A 20,221-nucleotide genomic window follows, 5' to 3' on the forward strand; every position below is an offset into this window, starting at 1 on the left:
TTGAACATTAAAGCTGATAAACATCTCACTATTTCTTAGATGTTTATCAGCTTTTTATTCTTTTTTACAGATTGCTTAAACGTTAGTCGATTTCTCCTTAATAAATCCTGTACTCAGGCTATATTTACCGTTTATTTTCATGTATGATAGGGTAATATGAACATAGTATAAATTAAATGGAGGCAACGCATATGGACAAAAAGCAATTAATTAGAACGATAATCACAGTGGCTCCTGTGTTTTTAGTACCATTAATCGTTGAACGTAAACGAATTAAAGATCACCCAGACGTTAAAAAAGCGAGTGATGCAACCGTAAGCGCTTCTAAAACAGTTGCAGATAAATCTGTACAGTTTAAAGATACTGTCGTAGAAAAATCATCTCATGCGAAAGAATATGTAGTAGATAAAAAACACGACATGGATCAAAAACGAGAACTTAAACGTATCGCTAAAGAACACGATCCAGCATATATCGAGAAAAAAGGCGAAAAATTAGAAAAAGAAAATCGTAAAGAAGCTCAAAAAATGGATAAGATTCTCCAAAAAAATATCGACAAACGTCATAAAGAAGAAGATAAAGCGCGTCAAGATAATGAAAAACAGCGTATTAAAGATATGAAAAAATCTAACAAACATATGGAAAAAGTTGGATTAACACCTGGCAAACTTGACGATGAAACTGAGAAAAAAGGCGAAAAATTAGAGAAAGCAAACCGTAAAGATATTCAAAAACTAGATAAAATCCTACAAAAAAACATCGACAAACGCCACAAAGAAGAAGATAAAGTACGAGCAAAAGATAAAAAAGCTCGCTTATCTGAATTCAAAAAATATAAAGACTACGTTGCTAAAAGCGTTGTTAAACAAAACAACGAAAATAAAGGCGAATAACACTAATGACACAGGTCATTATAGATGGAGATGCTTGTCCTGTAATCAATTCAGTTATTGAATTGACTGAAAGGACAGGCATTTTTGTTACAATCGTTCGTAGTTTCAGTCATTTTTCTACTATAGAACAACCAGAACATGTAAAAACCATTTATGTCGATGATGGACCAGATGCTGTTGATTATAGGATTGTTAAACTAGCAGGAAATAATGATTTAGTAATTACGCAAGATTATGGTCTTGCAAGTTTATTACTTAATAAAACAAAGATTGTCATGCATCATAAAGGCTATGTATATAACCACCAAAATATTGACACTTTACTTGAGCAAAGGCATACAAGTGCACAATTTAGAAAAAGTGGTGGACGTACAAAAGGCCCTTCTGCATTTACAGAACAAGATTTGCTTAAATTTGAATCTGCATTTTCATCTATATTACAAGATCAATACTTGAACAAGGAGGATTAAACATGAAAAGAATTGCTGTTTACTGTGGCGCTAGTAAAGGAAATGATCCTTCCTATATGTCGGAAGCTTATCAGCTAGGTAAAACTATGGCCGAAAACGGTTATGAATTAATCTTTGGAGCTGGTTCTGTAGGCATTATGGGGGCAATTCAAGATGGTGTACTAGATCATGGTGGTAACGCTATCGGCGTTATGCCTAATATGTTAAATGAAAAAGAAATAACTAGTAAGAAATTAACGGAACTTATTTTAGTTGACTCTATGCATGAAAGAAAAAACAAAATGGCAGAATTAGCAGACGCATTTGTCATGGCCCCTGGTGGTGCTGGTTCTTTAGAAGAATTCTTTGAAATGTATAGTTGGTCACAAATCGGGATTCATCAAAAACCGATCGCTATATTTAATATCAACGGCTTCTTCGATCCATTACAATCTCTATTATCTCATATGATTGAAGAAGGCTTTATCGATGCTAAATACGATACTTTAGCACCGTTATGTGATTCAACTGAAGCACTATTTGAAACAATCAATAATTATAAACCTTTAGGCGTTAGAACTTACGACTAACTATCAAGGGCAAGGAAGTAAATTATTTTAAAATCGCTTCCTTGCCCTTTGTTTATAATTCAAATAATTGCTATTAACTGTTTTAGTATCATCAATGCCACGATAATGATAATAATTGCTGAACATTTATTTAATACTGTAATATATTTTCCTGTTTTATCTACATGTCCTATAATCTTCCCTGCTATCGCTAAAAAGAAAAACCAAATCCATGACACCAATACTGTGGCAATGCTAAACACTACCTTTTCCACTCCTTCATATATAGCAGCACTTGTACCTATTACACCTATCGTATCCATAATTGCATGTGGATTTAGTAATGACACTGATAATGCAAAACCTATTTGCTTTTTAGCAGTCATGGGTTTATAAGTTTGAAGTTGATATTGATACGATGTCCATAAAGACCATGCCATATAAATTAAAAAGACAATACCTATACAATATATAGTTATCTGCAAAATAGGTAAAGACAACAAAATTAATGATACCCCTAAAATAGCTAGCAATATTAATAATGTATCACATAAACCAGCGGTGATTATTACCGGTAATGATTTGTAAATACTTTTATGATTAGCTCCTTGATTAAATACAAAAATATTTTGAGCTCCTAAAGGCAATATAAGTCCTAATGCCAAAAGTAATCCATGAACTGCTGGTTGCAACATACAAAACTACTCTCCTTTAATTATTACGTCTATATCAACTATGCTATACTATATGCACAGAAATTGGACCAACCAGATGCAAATTAAAATACCAACCAGATTATATAGGAGCTATTTTATGTTCAAACCAAAATACAAAAAAATTATTGATAATATCATTTTACAAATTGATACCGGAGAATTAGAACCAGGCATGCAATTACCTTCTCAAAGAGATATGGCAAGAAAATATCAAGTGAATCGTTCTACCGTTATACAAGCAATCGATATCCTTAAAAGTCAGGGGATAATAAAAGGTAGAGAGAAACAACGCTTATATGTATCTGGAAATACTTGGCATACTTATATTAGAAACAATATCAATTGGCAAAACTATATTAGCAATAGTACAACTAAAAATAATCAATACTTTGTTCAACAAATAAATAAACTAGAATTCCACTCCAATATGATGCGTTTAAGTACTGGTGAACTTGCTCCCAACCTTATACCTAATGAACAGTTCAAAGAAATTTTAAGTAAGTGTAATACTAATGTATTAAACACTAATTACGAACCACCTCAAGGCAACATCAAGCTTAGAGAAGCAGTTGTACAATATATGCAAAAATTAGGCATCACATGTACCGTTGACCACATTTGTATAACCTCTGGTGCATTACAAGGTTTAAAACTAATTGCAGACGGCTTACTTATCCCTCAATCCAAGATTATTGTTGAATCTCCTTCATACATTAATTCAATACGTACTTGGCATAATATTAGAGCTGATATACAGAAATTAAGCATTTCTGATATTAAAAGTAATATTAACAATATATTTAAAGCACAAGCACAATATGCAAACAGCATTTTTTATTGTATACCGACATTACACAACCCAACACAACATTGTTATTCAATAGAAGAAAAGCAAAAAATTATGATGCAATGTGAACAACACGGTATGCCTATCGTAGAAGATGATGTTTATGGTGACTTATATTTTAATGGTGAACGTCCTAAACCTTTAAAATCATTTGATACAAATGACAATATTTTATACCTGAACAGCTTATCTAAAACTGTAAGTCCTGGTTTGCGTGTCGGTTGGATCGTTGCCAAACCTTCTGTTGTGGCACATTTAGCTGATTTAAAAATGCAAAATGACTACGGCGCAAGTTCTATATCACAATATATCGCAACAGAATGGTTAACACAGACACATTATCACGACCAACACCTCAAAGGACTAAAAGATAAACTTTTAATTAAAAGAAATTTATTTTTAGAATCTCTGAACAAATATTTTAGTAATTTAGGTTCATGGTCAACGCCAGAAGGTTCATTTTACATTTGGTTCCAATTTAAGTACTCCATCGATATGAAAAAACTTTTCGATGCAGCTATTGCAGAAAACATACTAATTAATCCCGGTGAAGTCTATGATAAACATGCGCATCATTGTATCCGTTTCTCGTATGCTTATATCGATGCCGATGATATCGATGTAGCGTTAAAACGATTAAGCGAAATTATCCAAACACGTTTTATCACATCGTCTTAAATAGGGAGCGAGAAAGAAATCTAACTTATTTAAAAAGATTTTGTCTCCCCACTTCAGAAAAAACGACTAAGGTTGATAAGGATAATAAATTTACCTTCACGAAACTCATCTATAAATCTCACTAACTCAATAAATTGTTAAAGGCTGAGACAATTAAATTTGTCTCAGCCTTTAACTTAATCCCTATGCATTTGTAGGAATTACAATGCGCATTATCAAAAAACGCTTCTCAGACATTTTTTGATAAATCTTTATAATATCTAACATGTCTTTTAAGTGGATGATATTTACTAAGGTTAGGATACTCAAAATAATCATATAATTTCATGCCGATTTTTTCCATCACTTTTCTAGAAGCTGCATTATTCTCTGAAGTAAAGGCATAAATATCTTCTAAACCTTGAGCTTTGGCATATTTCAATACAGCTTCCGCACCTTCTGTAGCAAAACCATTCCCCCATACTTCAGGGATTAAACGCCATCCTATTTCATAAAATGGCAACTCTTCAAATGTATATTTACTTTCTTTAGGCACATAATTCAATCCAATAAAACCTAACCAACCATTCGTCTCTTTCAATTCAACAGCGAATAGGCCAATATTATATTTTGATATAACTTCATCCATTTTATTCATATCGTGTTCTGAACGTCGATAACTTAATAAACTAGGAAAATATCTACGAACTTGTTGATTTGCGTTCATTTGTTGAAATGGTAGCAAGTCTTCCTCTCGCCAGTCACGTAACCTTAAACGTTCAGTTTCAATATAAACTGTCATATGTTACACCTCTATACTGGAAAATAAATTTCTATAAAAAAGTAACGCGTTACGAAACAATTCATATCGCGCTACCTACATATTCTATCAATAATCAACATTTAAGCTCTTGAAATATAACTAATCAACTCTACGTTTACTGCAACTTCTTTCAAACGGCCGCGTTCACTTTTTGGTGCAGTGAATGTTGCATCAATAAAATCATTTTTATGATTTAATCTGTAAGTAGCTACAAAAGTATCTGTATCAGATTCAAAGTTTGGTAAGTGTGCAATCACACGTTTAATTTCACCTGTAGAGTCTTTTATTTCTCTACCTGTAATATTTTCTATTTCTCTACCTAATTCTGGTAAAGTAATAGTTCTGCCTTCTAATAAATTGAAATCTTGTTCGTGCATATTCATTACCTCTTTTCTATGTAAGGAAATTATCAAAATATAACTTACTCCAAACCAGTCGTTAACTCAAGCTTGAATGATTAATTAATAACTACCTTGTATTTCAACTTCATTGCATTTTTATACGTATTTACTAATCCACATTATGTTTAATGATACCCATTATAACAATTAGTAAAACCATATTACAATGATTTCCTAGGAAATATTACAACGTATTTAAAAAAATAATTAAATCTAATTTCTGTATATTATACAGATATATTTTTTAATTCTCTGTATTTCATTCGACTATCCAATAATCTATGCGCTTTAGGTCTCTGAGTTTATATCTTTTTCTAAACTTTCAGATTTATCCTTCAACTTATCATGTTCTTTTTCTAATTTATCTTTTTGCTTTTTCAAATCTTTTTGTTGTTTTTCTAATTTATCAACATCTTTTTCCAATGATGCTTTTTCATCATCTTTACCACAAGCTGTTAATGTAACTGTCGCTGCTAATATGAGTGTCAAACATCTTTTCATGTAAGAGCTCCTTTTTCATTATAATATATTAATTTTATCATTAATTATTAACATCTTCATTAATTACTGATAGTTTTTTAGACATAATTACCTTCTCTACCTGATAACCCATATTTAAATTCATTTCAATCATTTGTTTGTTGCTATATGCAACGGTGCTTTCTATTTTTTGAGCACCTTTACTAATCCCCCACGCTTCAATGGATGATTTCAATTTGCCACCTACACCCTGATGTCTATATTCAGGACGGACATAGAGCATTTCAATCACAACTTTACATCCAATTGTCTCAATTCGTCCCCATACAAATCCTAGTAAGACACCATCCAGTGTTTCAATTAAAATTCGACTCGTTTCTAATTTCAAACTTCGCTCAATTATTTCTATACGCAAAGCAACTGACAAATTAGTTTTTTTGTAATCATGATACTGTTGTTCAAGTTGTTGTTCATGTATGTTTGCAATTTCTTCTATAAATTGATTTTGCGATAGTGAAAGTTGTTTCATAATTCCTCCTTTTAAAAAGTTAAGTTGATTTATGTGGTGATATTCGTCATAATAAGCCATATCTTATTCTTACATTCTATAAAAAAGGTAGCGGAATTAAAATGAAATCTACTGAAAGATTAATGCGTGAAAATAATGTAAAATCACTACGATTAAACAATACTGATAGAGAAACATTCGAAAACTATATGACATATGTACGTGCCGATCTAAGTGTGAATCCCCATGATTCCGAAAAGATGTTAAATCGTATATTAACTCAATTATTACAAGCCGAAAAAGAAGGCACGCTCGCTATGGATTTCTTTGATCATGATCCTAAATCACACGCAAAAAAAGAAATTAAAAAATTGCCGAATGAGACACTCTTCAACATATTCAAATATATTTATCAACATATTCTCCTTTTCTTTGGTATTTTTTGTTTCCTAAAGGGGTTTATTGGCTTTTTTATCGGCGCCAAACGACTATATATATATACGTTTCCGATAATGTTACTCGTCGGTATTAGTATTATTTTCATTTTTATATGGATGGTATTTAAAACTGTACAAATGCAATGTTTTACCAAATCACATTGGACTTGGATTATGACATATATCAGTATTATATTGTTGTTATGTGCAATATTTTATGTATTTTTTGTGCCCCAAGCAGCGCTTGCTGTAGGCCCTTACATTTTCATTAGTAATTGGACATTTATTATTATTTCTTTCATAATTATTCCAATCTCATTGTATATCGATCATCACTATATTAATAAAGATGCAAATACTTCACTATGATTTAGTGAGAACATGATTTTAATATTTAAAAACAAAGCAAGAGCCTGAGACATATAGAGTTATGTCTCAGGCTCTTGCTTTATATAGCTCAGTATCTAGCTGAATTAAAAATATTTCTACTTATGATATCTAAACTCTATTACCTTTTCTGAACAGGTGTAGATGGAAAATTGAAACTTTATATATCCCAATTTTATTAATTATGGCAGCACTACTTTAAGTTGTCATGCCTTCTTTTTTCTCAACTGCAACACTGATAAATAAGAATATTAAGCCTATCGCTGTCAAAATAGGGGCGATAAGACTTAGAGACGCTACTGGTAAATGTGTAACGACTAAACCTCCTATGAAGGCACCTAAAGCATTCCCTAGATTAAATGCTGATTGATTCAATGTACTAGCAAGCGTTGGCGCATCTTTTGAAATTAAAGTACTTTTGAACTGTAGTGATGGGCTCATACTAAATCCTATTAGACCAAAGAAGAATATACCTGCGACCATTAAGAATCCGTTCATTTGGATAAAGTATAACAGTACGAAATATATAATAAATACTATAAATATCATCTGTAAAGCTCTATTTAAATTCCAATCTGCAAGTTTACCACCTACGACATTACCTAATGTAACACCTATACCAAATATAATTAGTAAGTATGAAATAAGATGTTCTTGAACATTAGATACATCAGTTAAGACTGTAGAAATATATGTGAAATAAGCAAATACACTACTAAAACCAAATAGTGTTACTGCTAATGTTAACCATAAACGCTTCTCTTTCAAAATTTTCAATTCATTTAATACTGAAGATTTAACTGTTTCACGTTGCATTGGCACAAAAATAATGATTCCTACTAAAGCTATCGCACCAATAACAGAAATAACAATAAATGTCATTGGCCAACCGAAATTCTGACCAACCAATGTACCGAATGGCACACCTAAGATGTTACTTAAACTTAGTCCCATAAACATTAAAGCCATAGCACTTGCTCTTTTCTCTGGTCTAACCATATTTGCAGCTAGTATAGAGCCTATACCAAAGAATGAGCCGTGCGCTAATGATGTAATAATACGGCTTGTCATCATAAATCCATAACTCGTACTAAATGAAGCAGCAAAATTACCTAAAATAAAGATGACCATTAACACTAATAATAGATACTTTCTATTCCATTTTATTGTTAACATAACTATGATTGGTCCACCGATGGCGACACCTAATGCATAACCAGTAATTAGCTGTCCTGCTTGACTCACAGTTACACCAAAGTCCCTTGCAATATTTGGTAAAAGTCCCATAATTACAAATTCTGTCATACCGATTGCAAATGCACCGATAGCCAGCATCCATATAGCTATTGGATATTTCATTTCGACTCCCCTCCTATTCCGTTTTTTAAACATGTTTGTGATTATACTAAAATAAAGTTACCGAAAACAAGGCAATTGCTTAATTTTTTATTAATTTATTATATTAATGCGCTTTCATTAAAATTATGTATGTATTTAATAGTTCTAATTTAATTTTCGAGTGATAATTTTTCACAAAAAAAAGAGCTAACAATACTCTTAGAATTAAATGAATTGCTCACTTTATTCTCAAGATGAAACTATTAGCTCAAAATATGACTTTAATTAATTAGTAATGCGTCTACAAAAAACCATACTACCATAATAATCATGATAATAGCTTGTGCAATAGTACTTGCTAAGAATGCTACCACCGAACCAAAACTTGCTTTTAAAGCTTTTGAAAAATTTGGTTCTTGAATCATTTCTACAATTAATACCGCAGCAAATGGAACAATAATAATGCCGAAAGGCGGAAATACAAAGCACCCTACAATAACACCAACAAGGGCTGCGTATTCACTTTTTTTTGAACCACCAAATTTATTAACAAAGTATTGATTCATTATAAAATCTGCAACGATTATAAATAGTGTAAGCAAAATCATAGATACATAGAACACCCATGACAAATTACCATTATGAAAACCGAATTGATAAATTAGGAAACCAACCCATAAGACAAGTACAGATGGAATAACCGGCTTAATTAAACCTATAAACGCTAAGACAAATGCCACTATAATACATAACCATAAAATAATTGTCATTATTAACTACTCATACTTTCTTCTGTAAATTTTTGATCTTTAGTAAAGAAAATGAGAATCATACCTATAAATATAGACCCTGCAGAAACATAGAAGACATTTCCTAAACCAACCCATTGACTCATTATACCACCTAACAAGTTACCACATAATTGTCCAATAACCATCGCATTAGCAAATAATGTTGAGGCATAGCCCGGAAAGTCTGGCAATATATCTTGAAAGTAACTGATTCCTAAACCAAGTAGTATTGCTAAAAATATCGCTAAAAATACTTGGCCTACAAACATCATAGCTAAACTTTCGAACACGCCAATACTAAAGTAAAATAATCCTCCGAAGAGGCCACCTAACATGAGTAATGTACGTGTTGTCATTTTTGCTGATAATATGCCTAAAATAACCATAAAGGGCACTTCCAATCCAGCACATAAACTTGCTAATCCACCAACAAAACCTTCTGGTTCATTAAGGTATTTCGTCACAAATAGCGGCATATTCAATGTATACATCCATTGCCCTATATGCAGTAAAATAAACGCTAAAAACGGAACAAATAGTGATTTATCCTTTAACATATTGGGAGCTGTTGTCTCAACATGATTTACATCAGAAACAGTGTGTTCTGTCTTTATATCTTTAAAGAAAAATACTTGCAATAGTAAGGTGAAGATAATGATTGTAATCGTACCACCAAACAAGCCGGAATAACCATTAGCACTTAGTAGTAAGGCCCCGATTAAAGGACCGAATAAAAAGCCAAATGAAAACATAGACCGCAAAACTGCATTGGCAAATTTAGCTTTATTTCTTGATGCAGAAGCATTAATTGATTCACGTGCTGATGCATACATTTGAGGCATCGCTGGCGCAAAACACCCTTGGAAAATAGCATACATTGCTATAAAAATCCATATTTCATGTATATAGAAATAAATTGAAAAACTAACTGCCCCCATAAATAAGGCTGCAATTATTATTAATTTTCTATTAATATTATGCGTATCAGAAAAGCGCGCAACTATCGTATTCATTATAAATTGACTAATTGCAGCTAAGGCTAACAATAATCCATATTGCGTGGAAGTCATACCTAAATCATTTGTGGCAAACAATACTAAATAAGGTACTGTAATTGCTATCCCCATACCTAATAGCATCATATTCACTACAAATAATTTGTAGTTTTTAATATGTAATAAGGCACTAAACATGTAGACAACCTCTATTCTCTTAATAATATATTTCTTCGTCAGTGCAATAACTTTAATATTATAAAATAAAATCTTAAATAAAATCTATAGCTGTTTTATTACTCAACATATTCCATCATTAGATTTATAAATGACTCTACCTGGGGCAATTGTGTCATACTTGAATCGTAGCTTAAAAACGTAGAACGTATGAGCGATTTATTATCGATATCCACACGTTTAAATTCGAACAACTCGCGATCTAAATGTTTCATCATAATTTCTGGTAATATTGTTACTCCAACACCATTTAATAACATTTCTTTACAAGTTGCCACTTGATCTACTGTAATCATTGCGTGGTAATCTTGCCCAATTTGACTTCCATACCATTCCTTTATTTGATTAATATAAATTGGGTCTGCTTGGAATTCGATAAAAGGCATTGTTTCTAGTTCATCATTCCTATTTTTAGGATAAATAAAGTAATGCTCGTCATTAAAAAGATGTGTGTTACTTAAATTCATAATCTTATTACCACGAATAATCATGACATGATAATCTCTATGGTTTGCCTTAATTTGTTCGCTTGAGCCAACTTGAACTTGAATTTCTACATTAGGAAATTGTCTCGTGTACAAATTCAACACCTCAGGTAACAAGGTTTGGCCAATCAGAGATGAACAACCGATTGATATTGTTCCATTGACTTCACCAATATGCGCTTGCATTTTATCTAAAAACAAACGCTCTCTATTCAGCATTTCTCTAGCATGTTCAATTATCATCGTACCTTCAGTCGTCGTAATCAATTGTTTCTTAGTTCGGATAAAAACGTTGACGCCAAAAGCATTTTCAATCGCTTTAAGTCTTTGCGTAACTGCAGGTTGTGAAATATAAAGAATTTCGGCTGCTTTTCTCAGTGTTTTTGTTTCATCCAAAGTAGTTAACAAGCGATAATCGTCAATCTTCATAATTATCCCCCTATTTTTATAAGCCCCTGTTAATTATCGTATAATAACTCTCATTTTTATTTGTGTAGACTAAATGTAATTCTAAGTTTTCCATTATACATGTAATATTCACTATAACACGTTTATTTATATACTTATATGCCTTTTCAATACATGATTTTTTGGAGTTTGCATCGTTTGCGATTCATATAAAACTACACTTCAATTACTTTACATATATTAGCTCTATTCATGATGTGAAGTCTTTTGTTGTCCTTGTTTATGCGTAGATGTATGTTTATGGTGTTTATGTTTATGGTGTTTATATTTATCATGTGTGTGTTGTTTGGGTTTATGAGTATTATGTTTGTTCACTTTTGGCTTATGTTTACTATGTTTCTGCCCTTTTGCTTTCTGTTTAATTTTATGATAACAATACATAATTTTCTCTTGCATAGTTGGAAAATCAGCATCAATTTTTATCATGAGCTGATGCGCAATTACATATGCTTCATGATATTGTTTTTTAGTAATTTGTCCTGTATCCAATGCACGTTGTAAATCATCTTCATCAACAAGTTCATAAGACCCATTTGGCAATACAAGCACATCTAAACATAAATCAATCGTACGTGCATTCCCTTTCTGTGTAACATTCTTTAAATTGATATCAAAATAATATTCTAATGGGTTGCCCTTGTCATCTAACATCACTGTAATACTATAACGTTTTTTCTCAGGTAAGATTTGTAACCACTGATAGTTGTCATCAGCAACAATAATGTTTTGTCCAACAACTGATACCTCTAATGGCTCTCGAACTTTTTTCATAGTGACTAAACCAATAATACCTTTAAACTTATTATTGTTCACTTTGACCTCTGTGTATTCTCTATCAATGATGCGACGCCAGTGACGCTTATCAATATATTTTACTTTCACTGTCACCAACTCCTTGTCATTATTATATAAAACTGTTTCTCCCATGTCATCTCATGAATTATATTGATGTCTTTTATTTTTAACTTTAAAATTTGATTAGTATTATTGTACTATATTTCATAGTGTAAAAGCGAAATTGACAATTTCACAGAAGTCTGTTAAATTTTATCTATATTTTTCAGAAAATTCCATAAATAAAGGAGCCTAACCATGACAGTTATCCATAGACCATTTAGAGCAGATCATGTTGGTAGTTTATTACGACCAGATCGCTTAAAAAAAGCACGACAAGATTATAAAAATAATGTAATAGATTCACAAACATTGAAAGCTATTGAAGATGAAGAGATTGAACATATCATCGAAAAACAATTAGAAGTAGGGTTACATAGTATTACAGATGGAGAATTTCGTAGAAGTTGGTGGCATTTTGACTTCTTAGAAAACTTAGAAGGTGTTCAAGGCTATACATCTGAACACGGTTTAGAATTCGAAGGTGTTGAAACTAGAAATCATAATGTGAAGATTGTAGACAAGGTTGCATTTAACCCGAACCATCCCCATTTTGAACATTTCCAATTCTTACATGAAAAAGTAAACGGCCGCGGGACATCAAAAGTCTCTATTCCTAGCCCTAACCAACTGTTCCATCCAAACATTTTGAATGAAACAATATATCCAGATATTGAAGCGTATTCACATGATGTTGCTAAAGCATATCATGATAGCCTATTAAAATTTTATGAACTGGGCGCGCGTTATATTCAATTAGATGATGTTTATTGGGCAAACCTAACATCAGGAACTCAAAAAACACGTGGTCGTGATCGCACCGAAGATGAAAAAGAAGCCGCACGTCAACTCGCATTCCGTGTCGTCAACGAAGCAGTACAAGGATTGCCAGAAGATTTACTCATTACAACACACGTTTGTCGAGGTAACTACCAGTCTACTTGGGCAATTTCAGGTGGTTACGAACCAGTAGCTCCTTATTTATTCCAAGAAAATTTAGGCGGATTTTTCTTAGAATATGATGATGATCGCTCTGGAGACTTTGAACCTTTACGCTATTTCCCAAATGATAAATCAGCAGCTGTACTAGGTTTATTCACTTCAAAAACTGGTGAACTTGAGGATAAAAATACTATACTTAAGCGTATTGAAGAAGCTCAACAATATGTGAAATTAGATCAAATTTGTTTGAGTCCTCAATGTGGATTTGCCTCTACCGAAGAAGGTAATAAACTTACGGAAGATGCACAATGGCAAAAACTTGCTTATGTAGTAGAAATTGCAAAAGAAGTATTTGGCACTGCAAAATAACATAAAGTGAAAAATTCTTAAGAATTCGAGAGCCCGAGACATAAAGTAATGTCTCGGGCTCTCGAATCTATTTTTTATAGAATTTAAAATTTGTTTTGTTCAATGGCTTCAGAAGATAATGCATAACGCATATTGATATCTTCTAAGTTAGGATATTGTTCGTTTAACCAACTTTGGCTCAATAATTCAAAATGTTCAAACTCAAATGCAGGTTGACACATGCATCCAACAAGTGCGTAATCATTTTGCCCTTCAACTGATGATGCGAATATGGTTCCTTTTGGTACTACATACTGTAATACGTCACCCGCTTCTATATTCTTCCCTAAAGATACTTGTTCATATCTACCATCAGGATGAATCATATGAATCGTAAGTGAGTCACCATCATGATAATACCAAATTTCATCTGCATCTATACGATGGAAATGTGAAATATTGTCATGCGTTAATAAGAAATAAATACTAGAATACTGCGCTCTTTGATTTGTATCATCTGTAGTACCTTTAATTACTTCTTTATAAAAACCACCTTCTGGGTGCGGTTGCAGTTGTAATTGTGAAATCCATGATTGTATGTGTTGATTCATATTATTTCAAATCCACGTTATGAAATACGTTTTGCACATCATCTAAATCTTCTAATACTTCAACAAGTGTTTCGAATTGTTCCTGATCTTCTTTTGATAATTCAATATCAGATTGAGGTAACATTTCAAATTCCGCAACTTTAAAAGTATCAATACCTATTTCTCTTAATGCATCTTGTACTTGAGCAAATTGGTCTGGTTCAGCATATACAATAGTTAATCCATTTTCATCAATCACATCTCTAACGTCCACATCTTTTTCCATTAATTCTTCTAATGTATCGTCTACTGATTTACCTTCAAAACCAAATACAGCTGTATATTCAAACATATAAGCGACTGATCCTGATACACCCATATTGCCTCCATTTTTACCGAATGCTGCACGTACATCTGAAGCAGTTCTATTTACATTGTCTGTCAAAGCATCAACAATAATCATTGAACCATTTGGACCAAAACCTTCATACCTTAATTCATCATAATTTTCTTCACCAGATCCCTTAGCTTTTTCAATTGCTTTCTCAATAATGTGGTTCGGAACTGAATAAGTTTTGGCACGTTCTAATGTTAAACGTAAAGCTTGGTTGGCATGTGGGTCAGGTTCACCTGATTTAGCTGCTACATAAATCTCTTTACCAAACTTCGCATAAATTTTACTTGTATTTTTATCTTTTTGGGCCTTTTTTTCTTTAATATTATTCCACTTACGTCCCATGATTTCATCTCGCTTTCTCGATTACTACATCTATTAATATGATATATTATACAATATTTTTGCTTTAGAATATAGATTTACGCACATCAGTTGAACTCAAGTCCTTTTAAACTATAAAAACTACAGATACTTACCATATAAAGTAAATACCTGTAGCTTTTTATTTTATTATTTTATTTAGACTATTAAAGCCGTTAAAATATACTTTTATTTATTTTACATATCCTTCAATATCATCTAATAAAATTTTATAGTTTTGCGCATTTTCATTATCCATAAATAAGTATACTTTACGTTCATCTTCAGTTGAACGTATTTTGCTTACTCTATCTTGATCAATCAATCTGCGAATCGATGCAAGCACCTTAGTCCTACTTAACTCAAGTTCAGTAGTTGCAATTTTTAGAAATGGCTGCATTAACATGTTATTTTCACTACAATTTTGTTCTATCAATTCTAAAATTGCAACGTCATTCATAGTCAATTTGTAGTTTGATTCAATGTAGTGCATTAAACTTTTGTATTTTTTGTAAATATTTAAAAATTGCTCTTTTTTGTCTTTATTCACTGTTGTTACACCTCCAAATGCTAGTAAGTAAGCAATACAATACAATTATCCATAAATTACAAGTCTATGTCCTTATTATTTATAATTATAGATTTGTCAAAATTACGAATAACGATAAATTATATTTTGCTACGCATATTTTCAAAAGAGGTGAAATATAATAATATTTTAATTTTTGTAAATATCAATAATATGAACAGTATTATAATTTAAATCAATAGTCAAATTCTCTTCTTCAAAATGATGTTGCATAACGCTAAAATGCGGTTTATTATACTCATCGATTTTGCTAATTAATTCATCTGACCACGTATATTCAATTCTTAAAGCTGGCGCAATAATACCATTTATATTTCCAAACGTACTATTTATTTTTTCATAAAAAATAATATAAGGACGTTTCAAAGCCTTATCTTTAAAATTTAAATGTATTTGTATATTTTGCGATTCACTTTCTGCAGTTTCACTTTCCCCTATACGCCAATCATTTATAAAAATTGAAATTTTCTCTGGTTGATTTACTATCGTATAATATTCAAAATCTTTCACTTCATATCTCATTTTCTCCATTATTCTTTCATACATATTACCTAAAACAGAGCGAAATCCTTTTTGATCATATAAATATAATGCATTTTTCTCACCTTGTTGCTGGAATAAATCTATCCCAACGCCTGTAAAATATTCACGCATCTGTTTAAACATACCCATCAATAACGGCGGACTTTCGATAATTTCCATATTGTCATCATTTAATAAGTAATTATTATGCACATTCAAAAGAAAGTATGCTCTTTCTTCCAATTCCATATCATTCATAATCTTTTTAATATTACTAAACTTAAACACTTGTTTTATAAGCAAGTCTTCATGATCTTCACTCAAATAAGGAGAAGTTAATTTATGATTATCTATAAAGAAATAATCAAATCCTATACGTTTCATCTGCTTCTCCATCAATTTAAAATATTCAGGGTTATTGAATAAATGTGTAATATCAATTCCAAATTTCACATGTTCTCTATACTGCTGAATTTTAATAATATTACGATAAATTTCTTTGATAGTCATACTCTCAACATTAAAGATGTAACTCACTGAATGCATATGTTTTTCTGACAATTCTGGATGTGCCTGTAAATAAGCTTGATATTGACTATATATTTGATCGATATATATATTAACATCGTCATTACTAGTAATTTGAAACGCAAGATTCACATTTGCGTGATAAACAAAATTAATCAAGCCATAAGATTTATCCATAAATGTTTCCCGTAACTTTCTCGGATCTATCATGCAATAAATAATCACTTTTTGTGTACCTTCAAATAGATAACTCATACTTTTATTCGCAAACAAATTATGAAACTCTTCTATACTATGAATTTGAATTACAATAGTATCGTTAGTAGACTCTTTAATATGCTGCAAATCAATACATATATAATTATTTTGAACATTAAGTTTGTTAAGTCGTTCAGCTATTATATTCTGAATTTCAGCGATTGCACTAGTATTATAATCCTCTGATGTAAAAGGAAATGATTTATCCAATTTTGAAAGTAGACGATAGTCCTTAGGTGAATAACCAAAATAATGTTTAAACTTTTTACTATAGATAGCAGAATTGCTAAATCCATAGTAGTCGGATACCTCGCTTATTGTAGATTTCCCTGTTAGTAAGCTGGATATCGATGTTGAAAGTTTTAAAGTATCTATATATGTTTTAAAGCTCATCCCCAACGTATTATAAAATTGCGTCGATATATTTGATTGCGAAATAAAAAGTTTATTAGCAATTTCTTTTAACGTTAATTTTTCTTCTAAATGGTTGTTAACATAATCCAGTATTTCTCCTGTAATACCATAAAATGAATAGTCTGTTTGTTGTTTCAAATATTTTATGTCGACTTTTGCTTCAGAAGCAATAATATCGACAATATTATTCATGTAGGACTCAAACAATGGTTCAGTCAACGTTTGATTTAATTGATGCTGAGTTAAGCTAAGTATAGATTGGAATAATGCATTGGAAGATTGGATTAAGTTAGATGTATATTGATAAGCAAAAAAATCATAGCCACGCTCATAAAACCAATCACTTGCAATGTACAACTTAATCGCTTGTTCATTCCTTTTAATTGTAAAAATTTCAGAGTTATTGATTATAAACAAGTCATTTTCAACTTCTATATCTGTTATAAAATGTTGTATCTCTGTGATTCCTTTTAAAGGAAATATTAGTAATAAGCCGTCAGCTACACGTTTCGTAGGATAATTATCCTTAGAAATAATATTTAAGCACTGCGCTTTCATAATTTAACCTCTTTCAAATATTGTCATACGCTATGCATTAAAATGTCACTCTATCATAAAAGCTAAAGTTGGTACTTTATATCTTAATTATTTAAATAAGTATTTTTTGTCTTTAGATAATTTTGTATAAAACAAATAATTTTGTCAACTTTTTTCATTAATTAAACTCAATTTTAAAAATGTTGCATTGTATTTTTTAAAATTTAAAAAGACTGTTTCATCAAAAAATGATATCAAATAAAAATCACCTTCAAAAAACCTCTCATTTCACAAGGTCTTTTTGAAGGTGTCTTCATCAAATTGATTATTAAAATTTTATTATTTTCTAAACTTAGTTGCAAGTCTTAATACATACTTGATGATATGCAACAGATTCACAAATAAATTAAAGCCCATTTCTCTTGGAGAAAATTGCCCACGCTTCATACGATTGAAATCGTACAAAGTATAGAGTAAAAATAGTAATAAGCCTACTACCGTTATAATCGTATGGAAAATTGGATTTTGTATAAACATACCGATTAAACTTGCTATAATAAGCGCAACTAAAGTAACAAATAAATATTTTCCCATACTAGCCGCATTACCAATTAAAAAATAGCCGATAATACCAAAAACAATAAACGCTGAAATTGCTAAAATGATATTTTTGAAAAATACCTCTGGTCCTAAATTCTGTAAATATGCAGTGAACGTTGCATAAGATAATAAACCTACAACAATCGCGTAAATGTGGGAAATTACTAAACCATATTTACGTGCCCGATTAAAGATAACCGTAATCAGTACTAAGGCAAGAAGTACGAATGAAAGTGGTTTTCTCCATTCCATAGGTAAGAACTGCCCAAAATAGCAACCAATACCAAAAATAATCCAGTAGTACATAAAGAATAGCCATACTTTACTATATGCATGTGACTGTGATTTAGATTGGTTTTTAGATTGGTTTTGCTGCTTGTTTACATGTTGTGTTGATTCAGCCAATTTACTCACTCCTTCTCATTATAGAACTATTTATAAAAATAATATGCGTTTAATCATAACATTTATGGGATATATGTATAGCATGTAAATTTTCACAATGTCCTACGATTGCAATTATTAATACTTTAAATGTTCACTGTTTCATTGATTAGCAAACATGACGAATGTATTTTCTAACAATTTTAATGTTAAAATTACTATTTTGTTAATAGTTAATGTTACATTTTAAATAAAGTTAATTACAAGTGAAATGTAACACATGCTTATAAACCTCTATACAAAGGCATTTATCGAACAATTCTCAGTGAAACACTAAATATTAATAATATTACAACTTTATAACAACGTACACAAAGCAAATGATTTTTGTTAGTATGAAACGTGAATTGAGATTAAAAAAACTAACGACATGTATTTATTTCAATAATCACTGTTAGACATAGGCATTGAAGGAGGAGTTTTTTTGAAAAAGTTAGCATTTGCAGTAACAGCTGCTTCAGGTGCAGCAGCATTCATAGCAAATCATGAAGCTGATGCATCAACACAGCATACAGTAAAATCTGGTGAGTCACTATGGTCAATTTCACAGCAATACGGTGTTTCAATTGATGAAATTAAACAAAATAATAACATTAATAATAACATTGTATTCCCAGGCCAAGTCATTGAAATTGGCGGAAGTGGTTCTCAGGGACAAGAATCATCTTCAAACGCTACTTCTGGTGGATCAACTCACACTGTACAATCAGGTGAGTCTTTAAATATCATTGCAAATAAATATGACGTTTCAGTTGAAGAAATTGTTTCAGCCAATAATTTAAATGGTTATATCATCTACCCTAATCAAACATTAACAATCCCTGGTGCAACAGGAACTGGTGGTGCGGGCGGAAGCTCAACAGAAACACCAAACACGAATACGGGTGGATCATCTGCAAGTGATGCTAACCTATATGATTGGGGACAATGTACTTGGCACGTGTTTAATCGTAGAGCAGAAACTGGTCAACCAATTAGTACTTATTGGTGGAACGCAGACCACTGGGCAAACAATGCCGCTGCAGATGGTTATACAGTAAATAATTCACCAAGTGCTGGTTCAATCATGCAAAATTATGAAGGACCTATTGGACACGTTGCTTACGTAGAACAAGTAAATCCAGATGGTAGTATTCTAATTTCAGAAATGAATTACAATACACCTCCAGGTACTGTTGATTATCGTACTATCCCTGCATCACAAGCTTCAAGTTATAATTACATTCACTAATTACAAACTTATTATGTGAATAAACTGATGATAGTCGTAAAATAAATCAAATAATAGCCTGAGACATAAATGTCTCAGGCTATTAT

At 31.4% G+C, this 20,221-nt stretch carries 22 protein-coding genes; 7 read left to right on the forward strand and 15 right to left on the reverse strand.

What is annotated here, in order from left to right:
* The first annotated feature begins 191 nt into the window (after positions 1-191).
* The 3 genes from ACW5YJ_RS12865 to ACW5YJ_RS12875 are packed head-to-tail and all read left to right on the forward strand — an operon-like array spanning position 192 to position 1,932.
* On the forward strand, positions 192-893 hold the full coding sequence (locus ACW5YJ_RS12865; protein WP_017722573.1) for a hypothetical protein: 702 nt from the start codon (positions 192-194) through the stop codon (positions 891-893).
* Positions 894-898: 5 nt separating this feature from the next.
* Complete coding sequence (locus ACW5YJ_RS12870; RefSeq protein WP_107552032.1) at positions 899-1,363, forward strand: YaiI/YqxD family protein; 465 nt, start codon at positions 899-901, stop codon at positions 1,361-1,363.
* A gap of 2 nt (positions 1,364-1,365) precedes the next feature.
* Positions 1,366-1,932, forward strand: coding sequence for an LOG family protein (locus tag ACW5YJ_RS12875; protein ID WP_107552031.1), 567 nt, complete (start codon positions 1,366-1,368; stop codon positions 1,930-1,932).
* 59 nt (positions 1,933-1,991) lie between these two features.
* Here ACW5YJ_RS12875 and ACW5YJ_RS12880 read toward each other — a convergent pair whose 3' ends face one another.
* Positions 1,992-2,606: a LysE/ArgO family amino acid transporter gene (locus ACW5YJ_RS12880; protein WP_135092217.1), complete on the reverse strand. Its 615-nt coding sequence runs from the start codon at positions 2,604-2,606 to the stop codon at positions 1,992-1,994.
* Between the two features lie 118 nt (positions 2,607-2,724).
* Between ACW5YJ_RS12880 and ACW5YJ_RS12885 the strand changes: the two genes are divergently transcribed.
* Entirely contained in the window at positions 2,725-4,152 is a 1,428-nt protein-coding gene (locus ACW5YJ_RS12885) for an aminotransferase-like domain-containing protein (RefSeq protein WP_107552029.1), read from the forward strand.
* A gap of 229 nt (positions 4,153-4,381) precedes the next feature.
* Here ACW5YJ_RS12885 and ACW5YJ_RS12890 read toward each other — a convergent pair whose 3' ends face one another.
* The 4 genes from ACW5YJ_RS12890 to ACW5YJ_RS12905 all read right to left on the reverse strand — a co-directional run bounded on the left by ACW5YJ_RS12890 (position 4,382) and on the right by ACW5YJ_RS12905 (position 6,364).
* Positions 4,382-4,933 carry a GNAT family N-acetyltransferase gene (locus ACW5YJ_RS12890; protein WP_017722578.1) on the reverse strand — a complete coding sequence of 184 codons (552 nt, stop codon included), beginning with the start codon at positions 4,931-4,933 and terminating at the stop codon, positions 4,382-4,384.
* Positions 4,934-5,034: 101 nt separating this feature from the next.
* Entirely contained in the window at positions 5,035-5,331 is a 297-nt protein-coding gene (locus ACW5YJ_RS12895; RefSeq protein WP_017722579.1) for a hypothetical protein, read from the reverse strand.
* 312 nt (positions 5,332-5,643) lie between these two features.
* Positions 5,644-5,856, reverse strand: a complete 213-nt coding sequence (locus ACW5YJ_RS12900) for an SA0632 family lipoprotein (protein ID WP_017722580.1) — start codon at positions 5,854-5,856, stop codon at positions 5,644-5,646.
* A gap of 40 nt (positions 5,857-5,896) precedes the next feature.
* Positions 5,897-6,364, reverse strand: coding sequence for a GNAT family N-acetyltransferase (locus ACW5YJ_RS12905; RefSeq protein WP_017722581.1), 468 nt, complete (start codon positions 6,362-6,364; stop codon positions 5,897-5,899).
* Positions 6,365-6,465: 101 nt separating this feature from the next.
* On the opposite strand from ACW5YJ_RS12905, the gene ACW5YJ_RS12910 reads away from it, so the two are divergent.
* Positions 6,466-7,149 carry a DUF1129 family protein gene (locus tag ACW5YJ_RS12910; RefSeq protein WP_017722582.1) on the forward strand — a complete coding sequence of 228 codons (684 nt, stop codon included), beginning with the start codon at positions 6,466-6,468 and terminating at the stop codon, positions 7,147-7,149.
* 216 nt (positions 7,150-7,365) lie between these two features.
* Here ACW5YJ_RS12910 and ACW5YJ_RS12915 read toward each other — a convergent pair whose 3' ends face one another.
* The 5 genes from ACW5YJ_RS12915 to ACW5YJ_RS12935 form a co-directional block, all read right to left on the reverse strand.
* The gene (locus tag ACW5YJ_RS12915) at positions 7,366-8,526 is read right to left on the reverse strand and encodes an MFS transporter (protein WP_017722583.1); all 1,161 of its coding nucleotides are present in this window, start codon (positions 8,524-8,526) and stop codon (positions 7,366-7,368) included.
* A 260-nt stretch (positions 8,527-8,786) separates the two neighbouring features.
* A complete protein-coding gene (locus tag ACW5YJ_RS12920; protein WP_017722584.1) occupies positions 8,787-9,275 on the reverse strand; it encodes a DUF456 domain-containing protein in 489 nt (162 codons plus the stop codon).
* A 2-nt stretch (positions 9,276-9,277) separates the two neighbouring features.
* On the reverse strand, positions 9,278-10,489 hold the full coding sequence (locus ACW5YJ_RS12925) for a sugar efflux transporter (RefSeq protein WP_107551940.1): 1,212 nt from the start codon (positions 10,487-10,489) through the stop codon (positions 9,278-9,280).
* Between the two features lie 98 nt (positions 10,490-10,587).
* The gene (locus ACW5YJ_RS12930) at positions 10,588-11,442 is read right to left on the reverse strand and encodes a LysR family transcriptional regulator (protein WP_017722586.1); all 855 of its coding nucleotides are present in this window, start codon (positions 11,440-11,442) and stop codon (positions 10,588-10,590) included.
* Positions 11,443-11,667: 225 nt separating this feature from the next.
* The gene (locus ACW5YJ_RS12935) at positions 11,668-12,363 is read right to left on the reverse strand and encodes a ribonuclease FAU-1 family protein (RefSeq protein ID WP_457338267.1); all 696 of its coding nucleotides are present in this window, start codon (positions 12,361-12,363) and stop codon (positions 11,668-11,670) included.
* 210 nt (positions 12,364-12,573) lie between these two features.
* Between ACW5YJ_RS12935 and ACW5YJ_RS12940 the strand changes: the two genes are divergently transcribed.
* Positions 12,574-13,686, forward strand: coding sequence for a 5-methyltetrahydropteroyltriglutamate--homocysteine S-methyltransferase (locus ACW5YJ_RS12940; RefSeq protein WP_017722588.1), 1,113 nt, complete (start codon positions 12,574-12,576; stop codon positions 13,684-13,686).
* An 83-nt stretch (positions 13,687-13,769) separates the two neighbouring features.
* On the opposite strand, the gene ACW5YJ_RS12945 is transcribed toward ACW5YJ_RS12940, so the two are convergent.
* The 5 genes from ACW5YJ_RS12945 to ACW5YJ_RS12965 all read right to left on the reverse strand — a co-directional run bounded on the left by ACW5YJ_RS12945 (position 13,770) and on the right by ACW5YJ_RS12965 (position 18,865).
* Positions 13,770-14,276 (reverse strand): cupin domain-containing protein, encoded by a 507-nt coding sequence (locus ACW5YJ_RS12945; RefSeq protein ID WP_107551941.1) that lies wholly within the window; start codon positions 14,274-14,276, stop codon positions 13,770-13,772.
* Between the two features lies 1 nt (position 14,277).
* Positions 14,278-14,994 carry a YebC/PmpR family DNA-binding transcriptional regulator gene (locus ACW5YJ_RS12950; RefSeq protein ID WP_017722590.1) on the reverse strand — a complete coding sequence of 239 codons (717 nt, stop codon included), beginning with the start codon at positions 14,992-14,994 and terminating at the stop codon, positions 14,278-14,280.
* Between the two features lie 211 nt (positions 14,995-15,205).
* Positions 15,206-15,562: a transcriptional regulator, SarA/Rot family gene (locus ACW5YJ_RS12955; protein WP_017722591.1), complete on the reverse strand. Its 357-nt coding sequence runs from the start codon at positions 15,560-15,562 to the stop codon at positions 15,206-15,208.
* Positions 15,563-15,730: 168 nt separating this feature from the next.
* Positions 15,731-17,881, reverse strand: a complete 2,151-nt coding sequence (locus ACW5YJ_RS12960; RefSeq protein WP_318755251.1) for an AraC family transcriptional regulator — start codon at positions 17,879-17,881, stop codon at positions 15,731-15,733.
* A gap of 318 nt (positions 17,882-18,199) precedes the next feature.
* Positions 18,200-18,865 (reverse strand): Bax inhibitor-1/YccA family protein, encoded by a 666-nt coding sequence (locus tag ACW5YJ_RS12965; protein ID WP_017722593.1) that lies wholly within the window; start codon positions 18,863-18,865, stop codon positions 18,200-18,202.
* 463 nt (positions 18,866-19,328) lie between these two features.
* On the opposite strand from ACW5YJ_RS12965, the gene ACW5YJ_RS12970 reads away from it, so the two are divergent.
* Positions 19,329-20,135, forward strand: a complete 807-nt coding sequence (locus ACW5YJ_RS12970; RefSeq protein WP_457338268.1) for a LysM peptidoglycan-binding domain-containing protein — start codon at positions 19,329-19,331, stop codon at positions 20,133-20,135.
* The last annotated feature ends 86 nt before the right edge of the window (positions 20,136-20,221 follow it).

Source organism: Staphylococcus sp. mip270_02 (assembly GCF_054031535.1).